At 53.9% G+C, this 25,127-nt stretch carries 22 protein-coding genes and 4 tRNA genes; 12 read left to right on the forward strand and 14 right to left on the reverse strand.

Annotation, left to right across the window (positions count from 1 at the left end):
* From AB8B76_RS08670 to AB8B76_RS08710, 9 genes are all read right to left on the reverse strand, one after another.
* Positions 1–142, reverse strand: a 142-nt coding sequence (locus tag AB8B76_RS08670) for a GTP-binding protein (RefSeq protein WP_405271749.1), incomplete at its 3' end; no start/stop codon positions are given.
* A gap of 149 nt (positions 143–291) precedes the next feature.
* Positions 292–367, reverse strand: a tRNA-Thr gene (locus tag AB8B76_RS08675).
* A 121-nt stretch (positions 368–488) separates the two neighbouring features.
* Positions 489–562, reverse strand: a tRNA-Gly gene (locus AB8B76_RS08680).
* Between the two features lie 135 nt (positions 563–697).
* Positions 698–781: transfer RNA gene (locus AB8B76_RS08685), tRNA-Tyr, on the reverse strand.
* 174 nt (positions 782–955) lie between these two features.
* Positions 956–1,031: transfer RNA gene (locus tag AB8B76_RS08690), tRNA-Thr, on the reverse strand.
* Positions 1,032–1,194: 163 nt separating this feature from the next.
* Entirely contained in the window at positions 1,195–2,091 is an 897-nt protein-coding gene (locus AB8B76_RS08695; protein ID WP_405271721.1) for a DJ-1/PfpI family protein, read from the reverse strand.
* A gap of 69 nt (positions 2,092–2,160) precedes the next feature.
* Positions 2,161–3,315, reverse strand: a complete 1,155-nt coding sequence (locus AB8B76_RS08700) for a pyridoxal phosphate-dependent aminotransferase (RefSeq protein ID WP_405271722.1) — start codon at positions 3,313–3,315, stop codon at positions 2,161–2,163.
* 149 nt (positions 3,316–3,464) lie between these two features.
* Entirely contained in the window at positions 3,465–4,262 is a 798-nt protein-coding gene (locus tag AB8B76_RS08705; RefSeq protein ID WP_405271724.1) for a sulfite exporter TauE/SafE family protein, read from the reverse strand.
* 404 nt (positions 4,263–4,666) lie between these two features.
* Complete coding sequence (locus AB8B76_RS08710) at positions 4,667–7,345, reverse strand: TonB-dependent receptor plug domain-containing protein (RefSeq protein WP_405271725.1); 2,679 nt, start codon at positions 7,343–7,345, stop codon at positions 4,667–4,669.
* A gap of 688 nt (positions 7,346–8,033) precedes the next feature.
* On the opposite strand from AB8B76_RS08710, the gene AB8B76_RS08715 reads away from it, so the two are divergent.
* Positions 8,034–9,203, forward strand: coding sequence for an FAD-dependent oxidoreductase (locus AB8B76_RS08715; protein WP_405271727.1), 1,170 nt, complete (start codon positions 8,034–8,036; stop codon positions 9,201–9,203).
* 62 nt (positions 9,204–9,265) lie between these two features.
* The gene (locus AB8B76_RS08720; RefSeq protein ID WP_405271728.1) at positions 9,266–10,588 is read left to right on the forward strand and encodes an aminotransferase class V-fold PLP-dependent enzyme; all 1,323 of its coding nucleotides are present in this window, start codon (positions 9,266–9,268) and stop codon (positions 10,586–10,588) included.
* Between the two features lie 66 nt (positions 10,589–10,654).
* On the opposite strand, the gene AB8B76_RS08725 is transcribed toward AB8B76_RS08720, so the two are convergent.
* The gene (locus AB8B76_RS08725; RefSeq protein WP_405271730.1) at positions 10,655–11,455 is read right to left on the reverse strand and encodes a type III pantothenate kinase; all 801 of its coding nucleotides are present in this window, start codon (positions 11,453–11,455) and stop codon (positions 10,655–10,657) included.
* Entirely contained in the window at positions 11,452–12,432 is a 981-nt protein-coding gene (gene birA / locus AB8B76_RS08730; RefSeq protein ID WP_405271731.1) for a bifunctional biotin--[acetyl-CoA-carboxylase] ligase/biotin operon repressor BirA, read from the reverse strand. The genes AB8B76_RS08725 and birA overlap by 4 nt, the downstream gene beginning before the upstream one ends.
* A gap of 139 nt (positions 12,433–12,571) precedes the next feature.
* On the opposite strand from birA, the gene AB8B76_RS08735 reads away from it, so the two are divergent.
* Genes AB8B76_RS08735 through AB8B76_RS08770 form a run of 8 tightly spaced genes read left to right on the forward strand, consistent with a single transcriptional unit; the run spans position 12,572 to position 21,586 of the window.
* A complete protein-coding gene (locus AB8B76_RS08735) occupies positions 12,572–12,988 on the forward strand; it encodes a MerR family DNA-binding transcriptional regulator (RefSeq protein ID WP_405271733.1) in 417 nt (138 codons plus the stop codon).
* A 19-nt stretch (positions 12,989–13,007) separates the two neighbouring features.
* Positions 13,008–14,177 carry an isovaleryl-CoA dehydrogenase gene (locus AB8B76_RS08740; RefSeq protein WP_405271734.1) on the forward strand — a complete coding sequence of 390 codons (1,170 nt, stop codon included), beginning with the start codon at positions 13,008–13,010 and terminating at the stop codon, positions 14,175–14,177.
* Positions 14,178–14,187: 10 nt separating this feature from the next.
* Positions 14,188–15,795, forward strand: a complete 1,608-nt coding sequence (locus tag AB8B76_RS08745; RefSeq protein WP_405271735.1) for a carboxyl transferase domain-containing protein — start codon at positions 14,188–14,190, stop codon at positions 15,793–15,795.
* Positions 15,796–15,805: 10 nt separating this feature from the next.
* The gene (locus AB8B76_RS08750; protein WP_405271737.1) at positions 15,806–16,615 is read left to right on the forward strand and encodes an enoyl-CoA hydratase/isomerase family protein; all 810 of its coding nucleotides are present in this window, start codon (positions 15,806–15,808) and stop codon (positions 16,613–16,615) included.
* Positions 16,615–18,612, forward strand: a complete 1,998-nt coding sequence (locus tag AB8B76_RS08755) for an acetyl-CoA carboxylase biotin carboxylase subunit (RefSeq protein WP_405271738.1) — start codon at positions 16,615–16,617, stop codon at positions 18,610–18,612. Before AB8B76_RS08750 ends, AB8B76_RS08755 begins: the two co-directional genes overlap by 1 nt.
* The gene (locus tag AB8B76_RS08760) at positions 18,609–19,517 is read left to right on the forward strand and encodes a hydroxymethylglutaryl-CoA lyase (RefSeq protein WP_405271739.1); all 909 of its coding nucleotides are present in this window, start codon (positions 18,609–18,611) and stop codon (positions 19,515–19,517) included. Before AB8B76_RS08755 ends, AB8B76_RS08760 begins: the two co-directional genes overlap by 4 nt.
* A 46-nt stretch (positions 19,518–19,563) precedes the next feature.
* Complete coding sequence (locus AB8B76_RS08765; RefSeq protein ID WP_405271740.1) at positions 19,564–19,992, forward strand: hypothetical protein; 429 nt, start codon at positions 19,564–19,566, stop codon at positions 19,990–19,992.
* On the forward strand, positions 19,985–21,586 hold the full coding sequence (locus tag AB8B76_RS08770; protein WP_405271741.1) for a cation:proton antiporter: 1,602 nt from the start codon (positions 19,985–19,987) through the stop codon (positions 21,584–21,586). Before AB8B76_RS08765 ends, AB8B76_RS08770 begins: the two co-directional genes overlap by 8 nt.
* Positions 21,587–21,645: 59 nt before the next feature.
* Here AB8B76_RS08770 and AB8B76_RS08775 read toward each other — a convergent pair whose 3' ends face one another.
* The 3 genes from AB8B76_RS08775 to cysQ all read right to left on the reverse strand — a co-directional run bounded on the left by AB8B76_RS08775 (position 21,646) and on the right by cysQ (position 24,107).
* On the reverse strand, positions 21,646–22,905 hold the full coding sequence (locus AB8B76_RS08775) for a sterol desaturase family protein (RefSeq protein ID WP_405271742.1): 1,260 nt from the start codon (positions 22,903–22,905) through the stop codon (positions 21,646–21,648).
* A gap of 28 nt (positions 22,906–22,933) precedes the next feature.
* A complete protein-coding gene (locus AB8B76_RS08780) occupies positions 22,934–23,179 on the reverse strand; it encodes a YdcH family protein (protein ID WP_405271743.1) in 246 nt (81 codons plus the stop codon).
* A gap of 97 nt (positions 23,180–23,276) precedes the next feature.
* Entirely contained in the window at positions 23,277–24,107 is an 831-nt protein-coding gene (cysQ, locus tag AB8B76_RS08785; RefSeq protein ID WP_405271745.1) for a 3'(2'),5'-bisphosphate nucleotidase CysQ, read from the reverse strand.
* A gap of 50 nt (positions 24,108–24,157) precedes the next feature.
* Here cysQ and yrfG point away from each other — a divergent pair, with 50 nt between their 5' ends.
* Together yrfG and AB8B76_RS08795 are read left to right on the forward strand one after the other, a co-directional pair.
* Complete coding sequence (gene yrfG, locus AB8B76_RS08790) at positions 24,158–24,817, forward strand: GMP/IMP nucleotidase (protein WP_405271751.1); 660 nt, start codon at positions 24,158–24,160, stop codon at positions 24,815–24,817.
* 11 nt (positions 24,818–24,828) lie between these two features.
* On the forward strand, positions 24,829–25,127 hold a 299-nt coding region (locus tag AB8B76_RS08795), incomplete at its 3' end, for an RNA-binding S4 domain-containing protein (protein ID WP_405271747.1).

The following is a 25,127-nucleotide window of genomic DNA, read 5'->3' on the forward strand; positions in this document are numbered from 1 at the left end:
CAAACGCTACCAGATCGCCGCCCCATACTTCAGAGCATACCCGTGTAAGCGCCGCCGTCAGCGTCGTCTTACCGTGGTCAACGTGTCCAATCGTTCCCACGTTAACGTGGGGCTTATCGCGCTCAAATGCTGCTTTTGCCATTACAACTACTCTCCTTGCACCGGTGACGATTACCCGCCACGCATCATCTTTGATTCTTTTAAGGTGTCACGCGAACATCGCGTCCACCACACACAACCTTTACTACCAACCACATTCACTTACAGCTAACACAACAACAGCTAAAGCAATGGAGCTCATAACCGGACTTGAACCGGTGACCTCTTCCTTACCAAGGAAGTGCTCTACCGACTGAGCTATATGAGCCTGTAGACTGCTTCTGCACTACTTCGGCACCCAAACTCAAAGCGCCTGCCGACTCTCACCGACCCCTGCCTACTGACTCCCACCCACTCTTATGAATGAGGGCAACGTCAGATGCCGTTGCTGGAGCGGGTAGCGGGAATCGAACCCGCATCATCAGCTTGGAAGGCTGAGGTTCTACCTTTGAACTATACCCGCGGTATCTATCTTGCCTCACCAGCACAAGCCGCAGAGCGCCTAGCACGGCCACCTATCTTGTGGTCGCGCGGCGCTCTTTTGCGTCGACAATACTGCTCTGCCGACGCTTAATATTCTTTCTTTTTCAAAAACTTATGGTGGAGGGAGGTGGATTCGAACCACCGAAGCTCGCGCGTCAGATTTACAGTCTGATCCCTTTGGCCACTCGGGAACCCCTCCGAAAGGCGGCACATTGTCCAGATGAGGCTTGGCAATGTCAACAGATTTCTAACTGAAAACAGGCCGTTAGCGTTAACTTAGGGCCACTTTGACCAGTAGTGCACCGGGCCACCGGAACAAGAAGCCGGTTAGCCCCAAAATCACTACTTAAATGCACGAAGAAAAATCTTGAAATGGAGCTGGCGAGAGGAATCGAACCCCCGACCGGCTGATTACAAATCAGCTGCTCTACCTACTGAGCTACGCCAGCCAAAACGCGAGGTGCGCGAGTGTAGTCAAACAGTCGATCGCTTTCAATCACTCACTGTAAAAAAAGAGTCACAAATTCTCTCGGCGTCGCCAGATCGCGAGTACAAGACGCTATCGATGGACAAAATGCAGCCAAGACCCGACCTAAAAGCAACGAAATCGAACTAGACAGCTAGCGCTGCTGCTGCCGCTTCCACCTGTTTACCGCGTTGATCGAGAGAACCCGCGGCCGCTGCGCCGTAGCTCTCCACGATGCCTTCAGCAGTATTGCCAGGTACACCCCCAACAAACGGAGGCGCGGGATCGTACTCAAGAGCGAGCATCACTAAAGCGGCTGCATCACGACCCAGCACCTCATCCAGCACAGTAAACGCAAAGTCCACGCCGGCTGTAACACCACCGCCCGTGATCAAGTTGCCATCGACGACCACCCGCTCTTTTACCGGAATAGCGCCCAAGCTCTTCAAAAAGTGATGTGATGCCCAATGCGTTGTGGCTCGCTTGCCCTTTAGCAAGCCCGCAGCACCAAGAATGAGTGCTCCCGTGCAAACCGACGTAACGTAGGTCGCGGTGGACGCGGCAGCACGCACGTAATCTAAGGTAGCGGCATCCGTTAGCAGCGGATTTACGCCACCACCACCGGGCACGCAGAGAACGTCAGCCTCTGGAGCAGACTCATAATCATAATCGGGCATGATTTTTAGACCTGAACCTGCCCTTACCAAGCGACGTTCGGGCGCTACGGTAAATACAGTCCAACCGGCCTTGGCGAAAACCTCGATCGGGGCAGTGGCATCAAGTTGCGTTATGCGATCAAAGACCATAACCGCGACCGACATACCTGTCGCGTCACCGGGCTGGGCTTCCGGAGCACCTGACTCAGATGGCTCAGATGCCGAGGCCCCTCTCGAAACACCACCTACCGCTGCAGCAACGCCCAGAGCAGCACTAACACCGAGAAACTTCCGACGAGTAGGGCCCGACTCTGCCACCAGGCCCCGCAAGTCGTCAGATACCCCATCATCCATACGCGGGTTTTGAGGGCTATCTTCACCGTGCATATCAGGCTCCTTTCAAGACGATGCCCGGGCGTCGCCTCTTACGAAGCTCACGACCAAGATCAGATAAACCTAGCTTAGTCTCGAAAGCACCTTCGGCAAAGCATCAACGTACATCTGGACATGCTCCAGACGACCCATGCTCACACGAGACCAATTCGTATAGTCGCGATAAATGCCTCGAATGAGTACATTCTCCTTCTCCATTTCTTCACGGAAAGTTTGCGCATTGATCGAACCCAGGTCCGCAAAAATAAAGTTGGTCTGCGAGGGTAAGCCAGAGAGACCATTCTCTTTCAGTGCCGCGTAAACCATCTCGCGTCCCTCGCGGATTTTAGCCCGCGACGCATCCATAAATATCTGATCTTCGTAACTTGCCACCGCGGCAGCCAAACCAGCCTGGTTAAGGCCATACCACCCGATGCCATAGCGGCTCATCGCTTTGATCTTGTCTGGCGCCGCAATGATGTAGCCCACGCGCATACCGGCAAGGCCATAAATCTTAGAGAACGTTCTCGCCACGATTATGTCGTAGCCTTCTTTGATGAGGGGAACCATCGTGTTCTCTTCGGGCATATCCGTAAGCTCGTTGTAGGCCTCATCGACAAGCACCGTCGCTTTTGCGGACGCTTTTTTACAGAAGGCCCGCAATGCAACGGGATCCATCAAAAGACCGGTGGGGTTGTTGGGATTTACCACTTGAACCATTGCGATGGAATCATCAATAGACTCGTACATAGTCTGCAGGTCTATCTCTAGTCCTGGTGTTTTGGGTAAGCGTGTAATCTCAGCGATACCCTGCTGCTCAACACTTTTGGAAGTCGTATCCCAGAAGAGGTCGGGGCCAAGAATATTGCCGCTCTGACCTGCAGATACTGCGCAAGCCACCAAGGCTCCACTGGAACCCGAACTTAAGGCAACGTACTCGGGATCAACGCCGTGACGCTCAGCGATCATGGCCTGCAGCGCTCGCGCGGATTCGTTGACGTAGTAGGCGCCGCTGACGCTCGCCTCCTGAATTGCAGCAAGGGCGGCCTTACTCGGACCATAAGGGTTTTCATTGGCGTTCAACTTTGCAATCCCCGCCGCGGGTCCATATGCCGGTTTCAGGCGCGTCATCTTGGGCATGCTATCGGCCATTGCGACGCCTTGCTTCCCGGCGGTAGCAACGGCTAAGGCACCGGCGGCACCAAATAGAAATTTTCTGCGATTAAAGTCTGCTGTCATTATGCTCATCCTTATCTGTTAAGTACCGCTGCTAATTTTTCTCCACAAAAACTCCGTAGTGGAGCTTGAATCTCATATCGAACGGACCATCGCCCGTCCAAGCCTACCTATGTAAAAACCCTGCGAAACCCGTCACTCACAAACTTAACTTACACCTTAATAAACATTGAGGCAGATACCAGCACCAAATACACCCCGAAAATACGCTTGAGCTGATTCGCATCCAGGCTGTGGGCCAACTTAGCGCCTAGCGGTGCAGTGAGCACCGAAAAGAAGGCGATCGCCGCAAGCGCCGGCATATTCACGTAACCGAGCGATCCCACCGGAAGATTGTCCGCCCCTAACCCCATGACCACAAAGCCCAACATACCGGGAAGACCAATCAAGAACCCGACACCGGAAGCCGTCGCAACAGCCTGATGAATCGGGCGATTGCAGATCACCATAGTCAGCACCGTAATCGTGCCACCACCTATTCCAAGTAGCGCTGAAAACCCGCCAAGACCGCTCGCTAACGCGGCCTTCCCAGCGCCAGTCGGCATCGCCCAGCGCCCTTTAAATCGATCGAACATGGAGGGGAAGAGAAAGTAAATTGAATAAATGAGAACGCCCACAGCAAAAACAATGATTAATCGTTCACTGTCGGCCATCGATGCAATCCAAAGCCCGACAAGCACCCCCACCAGAACCCAGATAGCCCAATCTTTAAGCAATGCAAAGTCCACCGCGTTTCTTTTGCTGTGCGCGTGCACCGATCGTGCGGAAGACACCACTATCGTTGCCAATGACGTTCCGACAGCGACCATCATGAGATTGTCTGTTTGATCCGTTAAAAATGGGAACACGGCTAGCAATGCAGGAACGACGACAAAACCGCCTCCCACACCAAACAATCCCGCGGTTAGACCCGCAATCATCCCAGCTCCGCTTAAAAGCGCGATGAACATCAACATCTCGTGGCCAACCACCCCTGCTCTAACCCCTGTTGTCGCAACATGAGCACTGTCATGTTTTCTTCATCATCGTCTGTTTGGAGCACTTGCTCGATAAGGCCGCTCTGCATTTTGAAGAAGCAAAAAACGCGCCACAAGAGAGTGCCAATGGATCAGAGTCTGAAAGCCCCAGTACCCGCGGGCTAACTAGAAATCCAACCGACCAAACCCTTTAAACCACAGGCTTTCAAACCGAAAAAGCATCGTATCTGTGCACATCAAGCACTGAAATGGCACACGAGCCTGCTATTTATCGTACTAAGAGCGTAGTCGCTACGCCGGACGGTGCAAAAAAATGGGCGCCCTTTCAGGCGCCCAGAAACCTAGCTATCCGTCGTTGTGATCAACTAACTCGCACCCTAGAAGTCGACGCGAAGTCGCGCGTAGTAGTAGCCGCCCTGCCAATCCGCAACGCTCGTAGAAGGATAGAGTCGACCGCAACAATAGTCGTTGTCACTCGCGATACGATCAACCTGGTCCGGATACTCGTCGAAGATGTTACGACCTCCTATGGACGCTCTCAGGTTGGCGTTGATCTGCCATGAACCTTCAAGGTCGAAGAACACCACCGGGTCGTAGGTTTGGATTGATAGTGGCGATGTGTTGTCCGAATCCTCCCACTCACCAAAGTAACGAGCGCGTCCCATCAGCGAGAAGTCACCAAAGTTATGGAACGCCGTCGCATTCCATCGAACGTTCGGCAATTGGTTCTCGAGATCAAACTCGCCCTCAGGGTTCAGAACGTCGAGAGGATCATCAGTGATTTCCTGCTCGTTGTAGTTCATGGCTAAGGAGAAGTCCGTTGACTGACCGTTTGACCAGCTCACAGGATAATTAGCGACAATATCGAAACCTTGGGTCTCAGTGTTGATCGCATTCTGGAAGTAGTTAACCCCTCCAATACTCTCCGCCCCGGCAACACCTGCTGCCTGGAGAGCCAAAAAGCGCTCATAGGCATCGGGGTCTCCATTAGGATCTGCGCTCACATCCAACGTTGATACTGCGCGGAAGCGGTCATCAATATCGATGCTATAGGCATCAAAGGTCAACGACAGATTCTCTAACTCAAGTGTGAAGCCCACGGTGAAACTTGTTGAGGTCTCTGGCGCAAGCTCTTGCGCACCGAGCGCCTGAGCCACGGTGCCGCCTGCGGGGAACAAACCCGTCGCAACCGGAAAACCGTTCGGCAAGCGGGTGGAAACGTTCGTAGTGCCCTGCTGTCCTGGCGTGGGCGCCCGGAAACCCGTTCCGAAAGACCCTCGCAGCGCAAAGGCATCGTTGATTCGATAACGGGCAGCAACCTTACCTACGACCTCGCTACCGAAATCAGAGTAATCTTCGTAGCGCAATGCACCTTGCAACAGCAATTGATCTGTTACGTCAGCTGAAAGGTCACCGTAAAAGGCGTAAGAATCTCGAGTGTATTCCTCAGAGAACGCTGGCGAGTAGCCGGGAAAACCGTTAGATCCAACGCCAACCACGGCGAACACAGGATCATCAGGATCCGCGCAGTTGAGCGGCTCATCTACTGGCGCATTCGTCGCAGCCAAGCCAGCGGATGTAGGCGTTCCGTCATCGTTGCAAAGACCATAAGGATCCGACACGGCATGAGGTCCGGCGATATAGGACGCTTCGTCACTCGACTCTCCCACATCGTAGGTCTCGTCAAGATAGCTAGCACCGTAAGCAAACACCAAAGGCGACGCCAAGCCAACATCAAACTCCGTTACCAAATCGAGTTGAACCTGGAACTCTTCGTTCGTCAGTGTTCCGGGGCGGAAGTCTGTGGGGGAAGCTGAGCCGAGTGAAGGGTTGATTGTATTGAACAGTCGGTAGTCAATCTCGTTGGATCCAAATCGTGCACTCAGATCAAACGAGGTCGCCTCACTGAGGCTACCGCGGAGCCCACCAGCGAGGGAAACATCCTCGACTTCCCCCTCAAATCGAGGTGTAAACCCCCCTGCAAACTTATCCAGTGGGTTGTAGATGGATCCATCTTCTTCACGGAGGTCTTCGACAGTGCCATTACCTGGGTAACGGTAAAAGAAGCTTCCGTCACTTTGCACGGCACCGTAGTTACCAAACGCGTAGAGCTCCATACCGTTGTCCAGCTCGTACCCCGCATTGAAGAAGAACATTTGATGTTCTCTATTGGGAATACCCCACGGCATAGCATTCTCACCCTCAACGGATGCCGCATCGACACCACCTGGGAATGCGGACTGAAGAGCTTGTATTCTGGCGGAAGCCCCAGGTGTGGGCGTCCCAGTTACGAAGCCCTGTCGAAGTTCGCTTTGCTCTGTGAATCGAGGGTTATTCTGATCAAGACAGAACCAGCTTTCACAATACTGCTCTGAACGTTCCGTAAACTCTGAGTCATTGATTTCCGCTGAGATCGACAGAAAACCCTTGTCGCCGAGCGGGAGACCAATATTTCCCTGTACGGTGTAAGCCGCCCCATCACCTTCAAAGTATTCGCCCGTGTCGATGGTGAGATCAAAGCCCTCGCTGTTCTCTTTAAGGTTAAAGTTCATAACTCCGGCGATGGCGTCAGATCCATACTGCGAACTAGCACCGTCGCGAAGGACCTCAATAGATTGAATCGCAGCAGCGGGAATTGTTGCCACATCAGGACCCTGCGTACCGGAACCGCCAATCTGCACCAGCGAGGCGCGATGACGTCGCTTTCCGTTAACAAGAACGAGGGCGTGGTGTGAATCAAGGCCTCGGAGCTGCACCGGCCGAATGAAAGAAGCTCCATCAGAAATAGGCTGACGACTTACGTTGAAAGATGGAACCAGAGTCTGAAGAATGTCGACGGTATCGGTGTGCGAGATCGCTTCGATTTGCTCTAAGCCAAAAGTGTCGATCGGTACCGCTGAGTCAACAGCAGATCGGGGTTTACCTCTAAGTCCAGTGATTACAACTTCCTCCAAGGCCGTTGGGTCTTGAGCAATTGCTTGAGGAAGGTAGGTCGCGGAAAAGCCCGCGGAAAGAAGCGCAAGCGCATAAGGCAATGGCTTTAACTTGTGTTGCATGGTTTTCTCCTGAGTAGCTTTTATGACCGATCTCACGCCGGTAACTTGATGTCGTTTCTACCGCTGTTTACTGGTCACGCGCGCCGCCGACGGACCCTGCATGCATGCGCGCGCAACACCCCCCGGGACAGCAGACGGTTCAGGCTTAAACGAAACCACTGCTGCAAAACGCTTTTCTTCAGTCAGTTTCTGACTCAAGACAAGGCGACTGGGATTCAGCTGAGCAAGAGGCGTACCAACCAGAAACCTTAGAAGTTCTTGAACCCAAGATTTCTGTTGCCCTCGATTGACGCTTGATAGACAGGGGGAACTCGCCTTGGCATTGAATTTACTGATTTTTTTTGAATATCTGAGGGACAAAAAACCTCGAAGAAAAGCGAAGATTCTTTGCGAATTTTCTATTCTAAGACTGGGCCGAGATGGCGCGAACATCTTGAAGCACAGACAAGCAGCACTTTTTTTTGCGCGAACATGCACCGCCCGAGTGCGAACCCTGCATCAAGAATGACCGCAAAGGCCGTGGGCTCAAAAAAAGTACTTGCACCGAAATAGTGCTTATATAACAGTGCGAAAATCCTTGTAGCTATTCCTCAAGCATTAGACCAAACTCATAAATTGGCCGCCCCAGAACGAGAGCGGATCAACAATCAGGTCTTACATTTTTCACTGAGAACAAAGGCATACGCCAATGAATCGCAGAAAATTTCTAGCCGCAGCAGGAGTCGGAGTAACCTCGCTTACTGGCTGCGTTGCATCAAAAAACCCTTCAGCGGCTTCACGTCACTCGCTTTTACAAGCGCCGCCAGGAAGCACTGCAGACGCCCTCGTGCAACCAATCAGTGCAGGCATGATGCCCGTAAAGTCCTCTATAGACCGTGTGACACGCACCATAGTTGGGCTACGGCCGTTTCGAAAGCCAGGCCCCCGACTCGAAGCGGCAAAGCTAGGATCAAAAGATATCGTGCACAACTATGGTCATGGCGGGGGAGGTGTATCTCTATCATGGGGCGTCGCGGAGCTCGCCGCGACACTGGTAAAAGACTTTGGGCGGAGAGACATTGCTGTGTTGGGCTCGGGTGTTATTGGCCTATCCACAGCAATTCAACTGCAACGAGCTGGCGCCGAAGTTACTATCTATGCCAAAGATTTCCCACCGTACACAACATCCAACGTTGCCGGAGCAATGTGGCACCCAGTAACACTGTTTGAACGAGAGCAAGTCACGGACGCTACTTTGCGAATGCTGGATCTAGCGTCTCAAATCGCGTTTAGACGTTTTATCGGCTATGCGAATGACCCGACCTATGGCGTCTACTGGATCAGACAGTACTCGCTGAGCGAATCACCGATGGATGCATCAGTCCCCTACACGGGAGGCGACAGCCTTTACCCAGGCCTGATCCGCAATAGAAAGAATGGCCCCTTTGGCTTCGCCTACCACGACGCTTATTACACCCTCATGATTGATCCCGACATCTACCTCAGAGCACTGATGCGGGACTTTACGAGTGCGGGAGGGCAACTCAGAGAAGTTGCTTTTGACACCGCAGATGATGTCGAGGGTTTAGCGGAGCGCAGTATTGTGAACTGCACAGGACTCGGCGCCGGCAAGTTGTTTGATGATGAAAGCGTTATTCCCGCGCGCGGCCAGCTAAGCTTTCTCCTCCCACAGAACGACATCGACTACGGGTATGCAGGGGTTACCAAGGACTACGGGCTCCTTTACACATTCCCGAGAAAGACCGGAGTACTCCTCGGTGGGTCTGTAGGCAAAAATGACTGGGACCTTCGCCCCAGGGAAGACGAAGTGCGCCGCATGGTCGAAGGCCACGCCGCAATGGCCGCGAGATTGAGCTAGCACGACCTACTCCAGGATAGTTCGCACATAGCTACATAATGAAGCAGGCATGGAGAACAGCAGTGAACAATGAAAATGCAGCCAAGCTCGACAGACGAAAGCTTATTGCAGGCATCGGTACAGCGGCAGCCGGCGCCATGCTTTTTGGTAACCGTGCTTTCGGTGCAGCATCGAGCTCTCTTCCTAGCAGTCCTTCAGGTATTTCCGCTTGGGACCTAGCGCGCGACGAAACTTACTGGCGGCGAGTGGCATCTTTTTATGACCGTACCGAGGGCATCGTTAACCTGGAACACGGATACTGGGGGAAAATGCCACGCCCGGTCCAGACCGCCTACCTAGAGGCGTTACAACGAGTCAACAAACAGAATTCGTTTTATGCACGAAAAGAATTTTCTGCAGACTATCGGCGTGCCGTAGAGCAAGTAGCAACGTTACTCGGAGCTGAACCTGATGAGATCGTTTTGACTAGAAATGCTACTGAATCTATTCAGAGCCTCATTTTGCAGTACAAAGCTCTCAAAAAGGGAGACTCAGTACTTCTGGCCGACGTCGACTATCCGAGCTTTAAAGTGCTCATGCGATCTCTTGAGCAAAGCCGAGGCGTCAAAGCAATAGAGCTGGCCCTGCCCCGCAAAGCTACGCAAGCAGACCTACTTGCGACTTACATAAAGGCGTTTGATGCCAACCCCAAAATCAAACTCATGCTACTCACCCACGTCAGCAATCAGCATGGTTTGATACTCCCGGTCGCCGAGATTACTGCGGAAGCTCGCCTGCGTGGCATCGACGTGATTTGTGACAACGCACAATCCTGGGGCTTACTGGACTATCGCATTAGGGACTTGGGAGTCGACTGGGCAGCATTCAATCTTCACAAATGGATTGGCGCTCCCCTTGGAATCGGCGCGCTTTACATGCGACGAGGCACGAGAGAGAAAATCAGCGTACATCCCGCAGAGAAGGATTTGTCGAGCACTTCCGTCAGTGCTCGAGTTCACCCGGGCACCATCAATTTTGCGGCGATCCTTGCTGTGCCCGATGCTCTCGAGTTTCACAATGCGGTAGGTGGCGCAAACAAAGCCGCGCGCCTGCGTTACATGAATGACTTGTGGAGAAACGAGGCCGAAACCCTGAGCCACATTGAAGTACTGGGGGGGGCAGACCCGGAATCTCGTACGGGCATGGGGTCATTTCGGTTACTGGGTAAAAATAGCGACGACGACGCCAAAGCACTTCAGAAAAAGCTGGAGACAGATTTCGGAATTTTCTCTGTGGCGCGCTATGGCCTCGCGGACGGCGCGTGCGTGCGAATCACACCTCAGGTTTTTACTACGCCCAATGAGTTAGAGAAACTGGGTTCGGCGCTTAAAAAACTCTGTGGGTGACGATTCGCATTGCAGCGCAGAATCGAAGGCTCACCAGAGAGATAACCGTTAAAGGATGTAAGAGCCTCACCGCGGCGATCGGCTAACTTCAAAGGCGTCATGGTAAGCCTTCCATAAAGCCGGATAGTCGAGTAAATCAGCGCATTCGATTTGAGCCTGCAAAAGAAGACCTTCAAGGACCAGGCGAGGGGCAATTGTTACCTCGACATCAAGTACTTGAGCTAAGTCATCTGCCCCACCTCCGCACATCAACACTTCGGGAGCTTCTCCGCTAGCAGCGGCATGACTCAACGACAGACTCACGGCGCCCGCTTGTGCGAGCAGCAGGCCGTGACTGACAGCTTCCGCTGTCGAGCAACCGGGCGCTATCGATGCGCCACTTGGAAGACTGTCGCGCACACGATCGGTATCCGCAAATAGCGCCCTCTCCATGAGTGCCACCCCAGGAATAATGTAGCCGCCCTCGTGCCTACCATCTTCTGCCACCAGATCGATGGTAAGGGCAGATCCAGCATCAACCACACAGATGCGACCGGCGACCCGCCGCCTCGCGCCCAACATCGCTAACCAGCGATCTACTCCCATACGCTCCGGGTCTGCATAAGAATTCACGAGATCATTCACAGAACTTCGGGATTGAGCGAAGCAGATTTGCCTGCACAGGGTTGCTAAATCCGCGGATAGCGAATTTTGTAACGCAGGCGCAGCGACGCTGGATACGAGCACCGTAGCGTCTTTGAGCTGAGGCTTTAAGGCGTCAACGATCTTGGTAGTTTCTATTCGGCCCTCAGTTACCTCGGTACGCGAATCGAGAGACAGCCACTTAGTTGCGCTGTTGCCAATGTCTAACAGCAGTACGCGAGTCACGATGAGCCTTCCTGCAAACGAAGAGAAACTTCACCACCGTAAATACTCTGAACACCTGAACTTGTCTTAAGAAGTAGTGCACCGCGGGCATCAACACCTGCAGCTTCTCCAGCCAAACGTTGCCCGTTGTTGTCCACAACAACGCGTCGGCCAGCAAAAGCATCCACGGCCTCCCACCGGTCACGCCATACCGCAAATCCTTCCTCTTCGTACGCAGCCAATGCCACCAGCATCCGGTTTATCAGCTTTGCCACTAAGGTACTTCTGGAAAAATGCACATTCCCTGAGGTCCGCAGATCTGACCAAGGCTGCTCAATCTGAGCCGCCTGCTCATCGGGCAACCGTACGTTTATTCCAACGCCAATAACCACATCGCAGGGTCCGGAAAAGTCGCCGCTCATCTCTACGAGAATACCGGCAAGCTTCTTACCATCCAGATAAACGTCATTCGGCCACTTGAGAGATAAACCTTCTACGCCGAGATCCTGCAGCGCTTCGCAGACCATCACTCCTACAGAAAGAGACAAGCCCTCCAGAACCTCGGCCCCTCCATGAAAACGCCAGCCAACGGAAAGATAAATACTGCTAGCGAAGGGACTCACCCACGCTCTTCCCCGACGACCTCGACCCGCGCTCTGGCTCTCAGCTAAGCAAACCAATGCACCATTGCCAAAGGGTGTTCGGCGCCGAAGCTCGGCGTTGGTAGAGTCAATACTTCTATGAATCGTCAGCTCATCTAGATGCCCTATTGCATCACTAATAAGACTGTTTCTAATAAACGAGTCCTCGAGTAGATCGAGTCCCCCTTGAATCTGGTAGCCCTGTCCACGCACACGATTAATCTCGATCCCAAGCTTTTCCAGAGACGAAACCTGCTTCCAAATCGCTGTACGGCTCAAGCCGTACTCCCGGGCAAGATCGGCCCCGGAGTGAAAAGCACCATCAGCAAGCTGTATCAAAAGATCGTTGGTGGACATCTAGCAGAGCTTCGATTGAAACGGCTCGAGATCATAGCAAAATCGCGCTCCGCCACACTGCGTCGATTAGTTAAAGCACAAATTTGCAAGCAACTCACACCGGGTTTACGTTAACGTAAACGTAATATAGACTGAGGCCATGGCAAACACTCAAAAACAATTCAGCATTTCCGAACTCTCACAAGAATTCGGTATTTCGACGCGAACAATTCGCTTCTATGAGGAAAAGGGTTTTATTAAGCCCCTTCGCTCAGGGCAACGTCGTATCTACACCCCGGCCGATCGCGCACGTATCAGGCTCATCTTGCGGGGTAAACGCATAGGTCTCAGTCTCGCCGAGAGCGTCGAGATCATCGACATGTATCACCCGGGAGAGAGCGATTCCTCGCAATTGGAGTCACTCCTTGTTCGGATCGGCGAGCGACGCGCGGCGTTAGAGCAGCAGCGTAGAGATCTCGATGACATGCTGAATGCCCTTAACGACGTCGAGGGGATTTGTCGGGAAGCACAACACAAACATCGTCACGAACAAGCACAGAAGACACTCACGGCATGACGCGTAAGGAGCAAAGCGTATGAACACAGGCTACCCCACTCTCAATTTTGGCCTTGGCGAAGATATCGACATGCTCCGGGATGCGGTGCACCAAATGTGCGAGAAAGAGATAAAACCTCGCGCGGCTCAGATTGACCGAGACAACGACTTTCCTGCAGATCTTTGGGCCAAACTGGGCGCCATGGGCCTTCTCGGGATCACCGTCGACGAAGAGTTCGGCGGCAGTGGCATGGGCTACCTCGCCCATTCAATCGTCATGGAGGAAATAAGCCGTGCGTCAGGTTCTGTAGGCCTTTCTTATGGCGCCATGTCCAATCTTTGCTTGAACCAAATCCAGCGCCACGGAAACGACACACAACGAGCACACTACCTACCCAAACTTTGCACGGGCGAACACGTCGGTGCGCTCGCCATGTCCGAAGCTAACGCCGGCTCAGACGTGGTAAGCATGAAGCTGCAAGCACGACGCGAAGGTGACCACTACGTGCTCAATGGCACCAAAATGTGGATCACCAACGGCCCGGACGCCGATGTGTATGTGATTTATGCAAAGACAGACCTTCAGGCGGGCTCAAGAGGTATCACGGCATTCATCGTTGAGCGGGATTACCCGGGCTTCTCCCGCTCACCAAAGCTCGACAAGCTGGGTATGCGCGGATCGAACACCTGCGAATTAGTCTTCGAAGACTGCAAGGTACCCGCTGAAAACATTCTTCGGGAAGAAGGCAAAGGCGTTGAGATACTGATGTCCGGGCTTGATTACGAGCGTACGGTGCTATCAGGCGGGCCTGTTGGAATCATGCAAGCCTGTATTGACGAAGTTCTGCCCTACCTGCATACCCGCCAGCAATTCGGCCAGGCCATTGGTGAGTTCCAGCTGATGCAGGGAAAACTAGCCGATATGTACGCGGACCTAAATGCCTGCCGCTCATATCTGTATACCGTTGCTGCGGCCTGTGATCGCGGCGAGGAAACCCGCCAGGATTGTGCCGCAGTTATTCTTTACACCGCAGAAAAAGCGACGCAACTTGCTTTGCAAACCATTCAGGCGCTGGGTGGGTATGGCTATACCAATGAAGCAAACGCGGGACGCCTGCTGCGTGACGCCAAGCTTTACGAGATCGGCGCGGGTACGTCAGAGATTCGGCGTATGCTCATCGGTCGTGAACTTTTCAAGGCTTCAGCCTGAGTATCCATCTATGACTATTCTTCAGACTCGATACAACGCCAACGACGGGGCTGCTCTCGACAATCAACGTGCAATGCGTAGTCAGGTAAAAGCCCTTCGCGAGTTGGTTTCAAAGATTAGCGAGGGCGGCGGTGAAGTAGCACGGGAGCGCCATGTATCCCGAGGTAAGCTGCTGCCGCGAGAGCGCCTTGACGCACTGCTAGATCCTGGAACCCCGTTCCTTGAGCTATCTCAGCTAGCAGCCTACGGAGTTTATGAAGACGATGTACCGGGAGCTGGCATCATCACCGGTGTCGGTCGGGTGAGCGGTCAAGAATGCATGGTCTTCATCAACGACGCTACGGTGAAAGGTGGTACCTACTATCCCTTAACCGTAAAGAAGCAAGCCCGCGCTCAAACCATCGCAGAACAGAATAACCTCCCTTGTCTTTACCTCGTCGATTCCGGCGGCGCATTCTTACCCATGCAGGACGAGGTGTTTCCTGATCGAGAGCACTTTGGCCACGCCTTCTACAATCAGGCGCGTATGTCCGCCCAAGGCATCCCACAACTCGCTGCGGTCCTGGGTAGCTGTACTGCGGGAGGCGCATACATTCCAGCGATGGCCGACGAGTCCATCATCGTGCGTGAGCAAGGAACAATTTTTCTTGGCGGACCACCACTGGTGAAAGCAGCCACCGGCGAAGTCGTGAGCGCAGAAGAGTTAGGTGGAGCTGATGTTCATTGCCGCCAATCAGGTGTGACGGATCACTACGCGAACGATGACCGCCACGCCTTAGCGCTACTTCGCCAATCGGTGTCTAACCTCAACCGCGTCAAAAGCGTCAACATCGAAGTACGGGAACCAAAAGAGCCTCGTTATCCCGCGGCCGATTTGTACGGCATCATTCCCGCGGATCGTCGCCAACCCTTTGATGTCCGTGAAGTGATTGCACGAATTGTCGACGATTCAGCATTTGACGAATTCAAAGCGCTCTTTGGCGACACCCTGGTGTGCGGATTCGCACGCCTCAATGGCTACCCTATAGGCATCGTCGCGAACAATGGCATCCTCTTCTCAGAGTCAGCAGTTAAAGGCGCCCACTTCGTCGAGCTCTGCGCTCAGCGCAAAATCCCTTTGCTGTTTCTACAAAACATCACAGGATTCATGGTGGGTCGGGAATACGAAGCAGAAGGCATCGCCCGTCACGGCGCAAAGATGGTACATGCGGTGGCGTGCGCGGACGTACCCAAATTTACGTTAGTTATCGGCGGCTCTTTTGGCGCTGGAAATTACGCGATGTGCGGCAGGTCCTACGACCCCCGCTTTATGTTCATGTGGCCTAACGCGCGCATTTCGGTAATGGGTGGAGAGCAGGCAGCGAGTGTTCTCGCCACGGTGAAGAAAGATCAGTTGGCGCGACGCAATGAAACCATGAGCGAGGAAGAAGAAGCTGAGTTCAAGCAGCCTATTCTGGATCGCTACGAGGAACAGGGGCACCCCTTCTATGCCTCTGCACGCCTGTGGGACGACGGAGTTATCGACCCCATGGATACTCGCCAGGTTTTAGCCTTGGCTTTGTCCGCGTCGCTTAACGCACCAGTCACAGAATCACGCTTCGGCGTGTTCCGAATGTAGGGTAAGGGTGATGACTGAAGACAAGCAGTCTCTAGTGCGCTGTTCGATCAGTACCGACGGCGTCGCCCGGGTAAGCCTCAACCGCCCCGAAAAACATAACGCCTTTGACGATGTCATGATCGCGCTCATGAAGACCCACTTTGACGATCTGGAAAAGCGAGATGACGTGCGCGCCGTCATATTACAAGCCGAGGGGAAGAGCTTTTCCGCCGGTGCGGACCTCAATTACATGAAGCGCATGGCGGACTTCGATTATGGCCATAACCTCGACGACGCTCGCGCCCTAGCGACCATGCTGCAGACTTTGAAGACGCTCCCCCACCCAACCGTAGCGCGCGTTCAAGGCAATGCTTTTGGCGGTGCCATCGGATTAATCAGCTGCTGCGACATAGCCATCGCCAGTGACGCAGCATTATTCGGGCTCACGGAAACACGCATCGGTTTAATCCCGGCGACCATCGGACCCCACGTGACGGAGGCCATCGGAGCCCGTTGGGCGAGACGTCTATTTCTGAGCGCGGAGCGCTTCGACGCCGCCCGCGCCCGGGAAATACAACTAATTCATGAGTATTGCGATGCCGCAGCGCTGGATCAGCGTGTAGACGACGTAGTGACAGCGCTGCTGCAAAATGGTCCGGAGGCAATGCGCGCGGCAAAAGTACTTGTCCGCGATATCACCGGCAAGCCCGTCGACCCGCAGATGATTGATGACACCAGTGCACGCATTGCTCATCTTCGTGTATCTAGCGAGGGACAAGAAGGCTTGCAGGCATTTCTCCACAAGCGTCCACCGAGTTGGGCCCCAGGGAGCAAAAAATAATGTTCAACAGAATCCTTATCGCCAACCGCGGTGAAATCGCCTGCCGCGTGATCCACACAGCCAGAGCACTTGGCATACGCACGGTCGCGGTTTACTCCGACGCCGACAGAAATGCGCTGCACGTGCAGCTGGCTGATCAGGCCGTGCACATCGGCGAATCAGCGGCGACACTGTCATATCTTGATCAAGACAAAATCCTCAAGGCGGCACAGGAAACCTCCAGCGAGGCTATACATCCAGGCTACGGGTTTCTGTCTGAAAACGCCGCTTTCGCCCGTGCATGTGACGCGGCAGGCATTGCATTCATCGGACCGAGTGCGTCAGCTATTGAGTCTATGGGGTCGAAGTCTCGCGCCAAGAGCATCATGGGAAAAGCGGGCGTACCGTTAATACCGGGCTACCACGGTGATGACCAGAGTGACGAAATTCTTCGTAGAGAAGCCGACGCAATGGGCTATCCCGTGTTACTCAAGGCCACCGCCGGCGGTGGCGGCAAGGGTATGCGCGCTGTGCACAGCTCAGGAGAGTTCACTGAGGCTCTGACTGCGGCGCGAAGGGAGTCCAGTGCAAGCTTCGGCGATGATCGCATGCTTATAGAGAAGTTAATTCAACGGCCGCGGCATGTGGAAGTACAGGTCTTTTGTGACGGGCACAGCAACGGTGTTTATCTGGCAGAACGAGATTGCTCGATTCAACGTCGCCATCAGAAAGTCATCGAGGAGGCGCCTGCACCGGGTCTCTCTGAGGACCTTAGACGCGCTATGGGTGAGGCTGCAGTGGATGCCGCTCGAGCCATCGACTATTTAGGCGCGGGTACCGTCGAGTTTTTGCTCGATGCCTCAGGACAGTTTTTCTTCATGGAAATGAATACGCGCCTGCAGGTCGAACATCCCGTGACCGAAATGATCACAGGTCAGGACCTTGTGGAGTGGCAACTTCGCGTCGCCGCCGGAGACCCTCTCCCCCTTAGCCAAAGCGACATCCGCATCGATGGTCACGCGATGGAAGCGCGTATTTATGCAGAGGACACAGAACAAGGCTTTCTTCCCTCTACGGGCGTTATCAACTATCTGCGATTGCCGCCGGAGGGTCCTTCTCTGCGTATCGATACGGGAGTAATCGAGGGCAGTGAGATCAGCCCCTACTACGACCCGATGATTGCAAAGCTTATCGTCCACGGCGACACCCGTGAAGAAGCCCGTCGCCGTTTAACCAGTGCGCTCAGTGCATTCCGCGTTGCCGGACCCGCCAGTAACATCGCGTTCCTGTACAACATTGCATCCCTGCCAGCCTTTGCGCACTGCGACCTCGACACGCATTTTATTGAACGTCATAACGAAGACCTGTTCCGGGCGCCCCCAGCGCAGAAGAATCGAGACCTGGCGGCTGCTGCTCTGTCGCTCCTGTCCCTCAGACAGAAGGCCAATCAAAGTCCCGGAAACGATCGCTTCTCACCCTGGGCGGATAGTCGGGGCTGGCGGATGAATACGCCGCATAGCCAACGCTTTGATGTGCTCTGCCATGGAGAGGAGTATCTCGTGGAGTTAGTGGATCGAGGTGAGTATCTCGAACTGCTGCTGGACGACGAAACGGCGACTATTCGCGGGAACCTTCAAGATGATGTCCTCATGCTGGAGCTCGATGGCCACCGCTACCGCGGGAGCTTTGCTCGAGAAGACGGCGAGTACACCGTGTTCTGGGACGATGGGGCGTTTCACTTTGCCGAGAAACAACTCACAGTTTTAGATTCCAGTGCAGCAGCCGCTGGCGACAGTGATTTTGGCGCGCCCATGCATGGAACCGTCGTAGCGCTCCTCGTCGAGCCAGGAACCGACGTCAGTGCTGGCGATCCTGTTGTCGTGATAGAGGCAATGAAGATGGAGCAAACCCTCCGAGCGCCCTCGCCGGGTAAAGTGAAGGGATTCCGATTTAATCCAGGCGACCTTGTCGACCGCGGCGCAAGCTTGGTCGATTTCGAAGCCGAGAGTGCGCAATGACTCCATCATTTGCATACCCCAATTCTGTTTCCATTGTGGAAGTCGGCCCCCGGGACGGACTTCAAAACGAAAGCGCGCCTCTATCTACGCAAGACAAGATTGAACTGGTAGAAGGTCTGGCTAACACGGGACTTCGCTACATAGAGACGGGCAGCTTTGTAAATCCTCGCTGGATTCCACAAATGGCGGATAGCGGGGAAGTTTTCCAGGGGGTATCACGTTTACCCAACGTCACCTACGCAGCCCTCACGCCGAACATGAAAGGCTTTGAGCGAGCCATGGAGTCGGGCGCCGGCGAAGTTGCGGTGTTTGCCGCGGCCTCAGAGTCCTTTTCTCAGCGCAACATCAATTGCTCCATTAGCGAGAGTATCGACCGCTTCCGTCCGGTGATGGAGGCAGCCGCCGCGGCCGGCATCGCCGTACGGGGCTACGTATCCTGTGTACTGGGCTGCCCCTACGAAGGCGAGATAGAACCTAAAGCAGTGCTTCAGGTATCCCGGGCACTGCTGGATATGGGCTGCTACGAAGTTTCCCTGGGAGACACTATTGGCACCGGAACACCGGGATCCATGGATCGCTTGTTGAACGTGCTTGCTCCCGCTCTCTCTCCCGACAAGCTCGCACTGCACTGTCACAACAGCTACGGACAGGCTCTCGCAAATATCCTGGTAGGCCTGCAGCACGGCATCAGACGCATCGACAGTTCCGTTGCTGGGCTTGGCGGCTGCCCCTACGCAACAGGCGCAAGTGGAAACGTTGCCACCGAGGACGTTGTTTATATGCTTCATGGTTTGGGTATAGAAACCGGCGTCGATCTCGACGCTCTTATCGCGGTAGGGGCCGCTTGTTGTGAAAAACTGGAAAGAAGTACACATTCAGCCGTAGCACAGGCGCGGGCCGCTTAAGCGCCGACATACTATATTGCAATGGCTCTGTGTTAACGTTTCTGGCGTGATCACGCATCCGGATACAGACCCGCTCAAACTCCGTAACCTGGCGGCGATTCTCGCCGCTATGTCGGGAGCGAGCCAGTGCCTTTCACTGTGGCTTTTACCCACCACCCCCACGCTGCTAATCATTGCCCTTATGGGCACTTTTTACCTTGTCCTTGGTCTGGGGCTTTTTGGTATATCGCGGTTTTCTCTATTTCTCGCTATCACTCTACTCCCTCTTCGCGGTTGGTTTGGACTCTATCCCTTGGATATACCCGCATGGGAGCTTTTGCGCGTTGCCTCCGACATTACGATAGCCCTGCTTTGCGTTCCTCCGCTTTGGGCGTCACTACACCCACATCATCAGAAGATTGAACCCGGCATGCGAGTCCACGCTGACAACTCCGATATGCTGGAGCCTGATAAATCCGGAGTGGATAATGCCTGATCCGTTGTTAATCATCGTCGCATTGCTATGCGGCATGGCGAGCAGAGCCGTCGGGATGCCAGCGCTTATTGGTTATCTTGCCGCTGGCTTTGTACTCCACGAGCTCAACGTTGATGGCGGCGAGATGCTAGAAACGCTGTCAGAGATGGGCATCACGCTTCTACTTTTCAGTATTGGCCTAAAACTGCAAATCCGGGATCTGTTACTGCCACGCATTTGGGGGACGACCGTCGTCCATATGCTGATTACACAGCTTGCCGTTCTTGGTGTGCTTAGTCTCGCGCAGCACCTACTGCCAAGCCTAGGGCTTTCCATCACGGTTAACTTGATCATTGCCTTTGCTTTCAGCTTTTCCAGTACGGTTTTCGTTATTCAGATCATGCAGGAACGGGGGGAGATGGCATCCAGACATGCCAACCTCGCTATCGGCGTGTTGATCATTCAGGATCTGGCGGCGGTGCTGTTTCTCGCCGCATCCACGGGCAAAGTGCCTGAACTATCTGCACTTTGGCTCCTCCTTCTTCTGCCCGCCCGACGTCCAATTCTGCGATTGCTAAGCCTCGCGGGTCACGGAGAGTTGTTCACGCTCGCAGGCTTTGCCCTAGCGATCCTTGGTGCGCAAATGTTTGACAGCGTGGGAATAAAAGGCGATCTGGGAGCGCTACTGATCGGCGTGTTACTGGCAGGCGAACAAAAAGGTAAGGAGCTGGCGAGGAACCTTTTGTACTTCAAGGATCTCTTCCTCGTGGGCTTCTTTTTGTCCATAGGATTAAGCGGCTGGCCGTCGCCCAGCCTGATGATCCTCGCCATGATCCTGGGTGGTATGGCCTTACTGAAACCACTGCTCTATTTCCCCCTGTTCACGCGATTTCACGTTGCTCCGCGGACCGCCCTCCTCGCGTCGAATAGTTTGGCGAACCACAGCGAGTTTGGTCTTATCGTTATCGCTGTGGCAGCATCTCAGGGCTGGGTAGGGCCAGAGTGGAGTGGCGCTATGTCTATCGCCATAGCCGTGAGCTTTGTTGTTTCCTCGCCCCTCAATCATCTGTCGCATAGTTTGTATCGACGACATCGCTTGCGCCTGCTTCGTCACGAATCCCCCATGGTCCGCGCCCAGCGCCCAGACACTCGCGATGTCAGAGTCTTGATACTCGGAATGGGAAACATTGGCACCGGAGCCTACGAGGCGATTGCGCGAAGTTATGGACGCCAAGCCTTGGGTATAGACGATAACGATCGCAAACTTGCGCAACATATGGCTATGCATCGACGCGTTGCCGCGGCCGACGCAAGTGATCCGGATTTCTGGCACCGCATTGCCTTGGATGAACTGGAATTGGTAATGCTGGCTCTCACGAACCATCAGGAGAATATGCTGGTGGCGGACCTCCTTCGAGAGATGGGCTACGAGGGACGTATTGCGGCAGTAGTGCGCTTTGACGAAGAGGCTACCGCCCTTGAGGCCAAGGGTATCTCAGCGTTCAATCTCTATGCTCAGGCGGGAGAAGGCTTTGCCGCTCACGCTGCGCGGGGCTTACGAGAAAGAAGGCAAGACGGCCGTGGTGACGAAGAGGCCCCAGAAGAGAATACGTAAGCCGTATCTAGCCTTTCCTTAGCGCACAAGTTAGCGTTAGCGGCGGCATAAGAATCCGCTTAACCCTCTAATGCCTGATTTCCCAATCGGTTCTCGAGGCTTCCCCGAAGCCAAAACATAGTGAAGACAAATACTAGATTAAGGGTCAGATACGCAGCGCTAGCATTCGCAAAGCTGCCACCTGCCAGACCCAGCCGTAGACCCAAAAAAACTGCAAGATAACCGCATACCACTCTAAGCAGGTCCAGCGCGAAGCTGGTTTTAGGTGCGCCGCCCTCTAACCAGTGCGCGGTGCACACCGTCGTCCAGAGCATTGCCATCACCAGCACTACGCCAACGGTGTAACTTTCAATAACCCCGGCTTGAAGGTATCCAAGCAATGCGACCACGGCCACCAATTGAAAAAGCGCATAGGCCCTCACCAAGCTATGGGTGGGAGGATCAAAGCGTTCGAATTCTTCCAGAGACGACTTCTTCCTTGGATAGTCAGTCTCCACATCCGCTGGTCTCCAACCATTGGGTGCGATCCACACATAGAATTTGTCGCGCCAACGCTTTGCTCTCCAGCTATCGCGAAACATATCAATATAAATATGGCTTAGAGCGCGAAGAGGGTTAAAACTACGCAGGGCACCTCGGATGCCGTACACCGGGGGATCCTCATCAAGCTCTTCCTGAAAGGTGCCAAAGATGCGATCCCACAGGATAAAAAGACCACCATAGTTACGATCAAGATAGCGATCATTTTGCGCGTGATGGACACGATGGTTAGACGGAGTCACAAAAATCCATTCATACCAGCCAAGTTTGCCCACATGTTCTGTATGTACCCAAAATTGATAAATGAGGTTGAGAGAACCAACAGTAACAATCACTTCCGCCGGCACTCCCAGGGCAAACATGGGTAAATAGAAAATCCACCCGAGCAGGAACCCCGTGCTGGTTTGCCGCAGAGCCGTAGAAAGGTTGTAGTCCTCGCTCTGATGGTGAGCGACGTGGGCTGCCCACAAAATAGTCCGCTCATGGCCCATACGATGCAGCCAGTAATAACAAAAATCGTAGAGAATCGTGGCCAAAACCCAGGTCCAAACGCTTTGGCTGCTCATCAGGGAAAGAGAAAAATACTCAGTAGTGAGGTAATAAAAATATCCACCAAGACCTAAGGTAATGAATTTTCTTGCCTGACTGAGTGTTCCCAGAAACAGACTGCCTACGGCATCGTTCACACGGTAGGTGTTCCGGCCCACGCGAAAGCCCCAGACCAACTCAAACACCATGGCTAGAATAAAGAGGGGAACGGCGTAAACAACTAGGTCCATGGCGCAGAAGTCAACTCGGCGGACGCGCTTAAGCGTCGAGGTCCGGAATCATGTCATCCTTTAAAAGAGCGATAGTATCTTTGAGGCGTAGCTTCTCTTTCTTCAGCCGCTGCAAAAGAATCTGATTCTGATAGGGATAGAGCTGCATTTCCGCGATCCGAGTATCCAAGGCACGGTGACGGGTTTGCAGCTGTAAAAGCCGCATCGCCGGCGTTAAGACCTCGTTTGCGGCTTCTGCGTCAGCGTCTGGTTCTTTGCCCGGTGGCCAGTTCATGAGCTGGATTTCTCGCCTTGAATCGCTCTACGAAGAGAGTACGAACGATAACCGCGCCCTCGCTCGCAAACAAGACCTCTGTGCCCCCTTGAAGCACTCAACGAACGCATTCCAACAAGCCATCCCACAAAGGGGCTGAGGCGTCGCCTACGGCAATAAAATTGGGACTGAGTAGACTATCTCGAGCGTTGTAGAGAAGCGGAGCCCCATCCATACCGAATACGGCGCCTCCCGCTGCACTGACCAGGGCGTCTCCCGCGGCCACATCCCACTCACTACAGAGTGAAAACCTCGGATAACAGTCGCCGCGACCAGTAGCTAGATCACAAAACTTCAGTGCACTGCCGCTGTTCTTGCGGGACAGCGCATGAGTGTTGGACAAATAGGCAATACAACTCTCAAGACGAGGGTTTTTGTGTCGCTTACTCGCCAACAGCACCATGTCATCGGCAGGGAGCTTACGCACGCTTAGTTGTTCAGCCCGCCAGTCATTAGACTCGAGCTGCAGTTGCCAAGCCCCCTCCCCAACTATGCCAAGGCTGGCTCTTTGAAAAAGCGGTTCGTAAATAAGACCCAGTGTCGGGCGCTGGGACTCTATCAAAGCTATGTTGATAGTGAATTCGCCCGTCCTCTCAAGGAACTCGCGGGTGCCGTCCAAGGGATCAACCATCCAGAACGTGTCCCAGTGGTGCCGATCCGCTATCTCACTACTGTCACACTCCTCGGACAACAAGGGCAACTCGGGGCGCAGGGCGTGTAAGCCCTCACTAAGGATTTCGTGGGAAGCCAAATCGGCCTTGGTTAGCGGTGTCTGGTCTTCTTTGCTACTTAACAGACCCGAGCGGGCTTCGTCGTAATAGCACTGAAGGATGCTGTCAGATGCCCTGTGACAGAGATCGAGAAGGCTCCCAATTTCCTTTCGAGACAAGATTGGGTGCCCACGGAATTGCATAAACGCTACTATATCATCCAGCGAGGATTGACTGGCCTAACATTCGCCCGGTGCTATTGGATATGGATGGCACCCTGCTGGACCTACATTATGATAACCATTTCTGGATGGAGTATCTCCCGCGCGCCTATGCGCAGGAACGAGGCATAGCAGAAGACGAGGCCATCGCGCAGATACACAGTGGCTTTGCGTCGGTTCGCGGCTCCCTGCCCTGGTACTGCCTCGACCACTGGTCTCGTGAGCTGGGTATGGATATTCCCAGCCTTAAGCGCGAGCTCAAACATATGATCCGAGTGCGCCCCTACTCGCTGGAGTTTCTTCGGTGGCTCCGGTCGCAACCCGTGGACGTACTATTGGTTACCAACGCCCACCGTGAAACGCTGAATATCAAGATGGCAGAGGTAGATATCACGGAGTGGTTCGATCATATCGTGGTGTCTCACGATCTCGACGCGCCAAAGGAACACCAGGTGTTCTGGGAGCGTCTGCAGAAACTTCACCCCTTTGACCCCAAAACAACGCTCTTTATCGATGATACAGAGTCCGTATTGGACGCAGCCAAAACCTATGGCATACGGCATCTACTTACGCTATTGCAGCCTGATAGCTCGCAGCAAAAACGTATTGATACCCGCTTTCCGGGTATACATCACTTCGACGAAATCATGCCATCCTCGCTTCCATGAACTCCGAATCAATGGAAAAACTGCGAGTCGACAAATGGCTCTGGGCGGCACGCTTCTTTAAGACACGAAGCCTTGCTAAACAAGCCATCGAAGGAGGCAAAGTACAGTTAGGGGGCCAGCGGGTAAAAGTTTCAAGGGAGATCGGCATCGGCGATCAGCTGCGCATCCGACAAGGCTGGGACGAACGCGACATAGTCGTGATCCAGCTCAGCGATCAACGGAGAGGCGCGCCCGAAGCGCAAGCATTGTATGAGGAGACCGAGGCGAGCATTGCGCGGCGCGAACAGTCAGCCCAAGCACGAAAACTCGC

The sequence above is a fragment of the Congregibacter sp. genome, assembly GCF_045107095.1.
Classification (GTDB): domain Bacteria; phylum Pseudomonadota; class Gammaproteobacteria; order Pseudomonadales; family Halieaceae; genus Congregibacter.

Bases quoted from the DNA above. Each gene is read 5' to 3' on its own strand.
- AB8B76_RS08695 (WP_405271721.1), bottom strand. From the start codon at position 2,091: ATGCACGGTGAAGATAGCCCTCAAAACCCGCGTATGGATGATGGGGTA.
- AB8B76_RS08700 (WP_405271722.1), bottom strand. From the start codon at position 3,315: ATGACAGCAGACTTTAATCGCAGAAAATTTCTATTTGGTGCCGCCGGT.
- AB8B76_RS08705 (WP_405271724.1), bottom strand. From the start codon at position 4,262: ATGTTCATCGCGCTTTTAAGCGGAGCTGGGATGATTGCGGGTCTAACC.
- AB8B76_RS08710 (WP_405271725.1), bottom strand. From the start codon at position 7,345: ATGCAACACAAGTTAAAGCCATTGCCTTATGCGCTTGCGCTTCTTTCC.
- AB8B76_RS08715 (WP_405271727.1), top strand. From the start codon at position 8,034: ATGAATCGCAGAAAATTTCTAGCCGCAGCAGGAGTCGGAGTAACCTCG.
- birA (WP_405271731.1), bottom strand. From the start codon at position 12,432: ATGTCCACCAACGATCTTTTGATACAGCTTGCTGATGGTGCTTTTCAC.
- AB8B76_RS08735 (WP_405271733.1), top strand. From the start codon at position 12,572: ATGGCAAACACTCAAAAACAATTCAGCATTTCCGAACTCTCACAAGAA.
- AB8B76_RS08740 (WP_405271734.1), top strand. From the start codon at position 13,008: ATGAACACAGGCTACCCCACTCTCAATTTTGGCCTTGGCGAAGATATC.
- AB8B76_RS08745 (WP_405271735.1), top strand. From the start codon at position 14,188: ATGACTATTCTTCAGACTCGATACAACGCCAACGACGGGGCTGCTCTC.
- AB8B76_RS08750 (WP_405271737.1), top strand. From the start codon at position 15,806: ATGACTGAAGACAAGCAGTCTCTAGTGCGCTGTTCGATCAGTACCGAC.
- AB8B76_RS08755 (WP_405271738.1), top strand. From the start codon at position 16,615: ATGTTCAACAGAATCCTTATCGCCAACCGCGGTGAAATCGCCTGCCGC.
- AB8B76_RS08760 (WP_405271739.1), top strand. From the start codon at position 18,609: ATGACTCCATCATTTGCATACCCCAATTCTGTTTCCATTGTGGAAGTC.
- AB8B76_RS08770 (WP_405271741.1), top strand. From the start codon at position 19,985: ATGCCTGATCCGTTGTTAATCATCGTCGCATTGCTATGCGGCATGGCG.
- AB8B76_RS08775 (WP_405271742.1), bottom strand. From the start codon at position 22,905: ATGGACCTAGTTGTTTACGCCGTTCCCCTCTTTATTCTAGCCATGGTG.
- AB8B76_RS08780 (WP_405271743.1), bottom strand. From the start codon at position 23,179: ATGAACTGGCCACCGGGCAAAGAACCAGACGCTGACGCAGAAGCCGCA.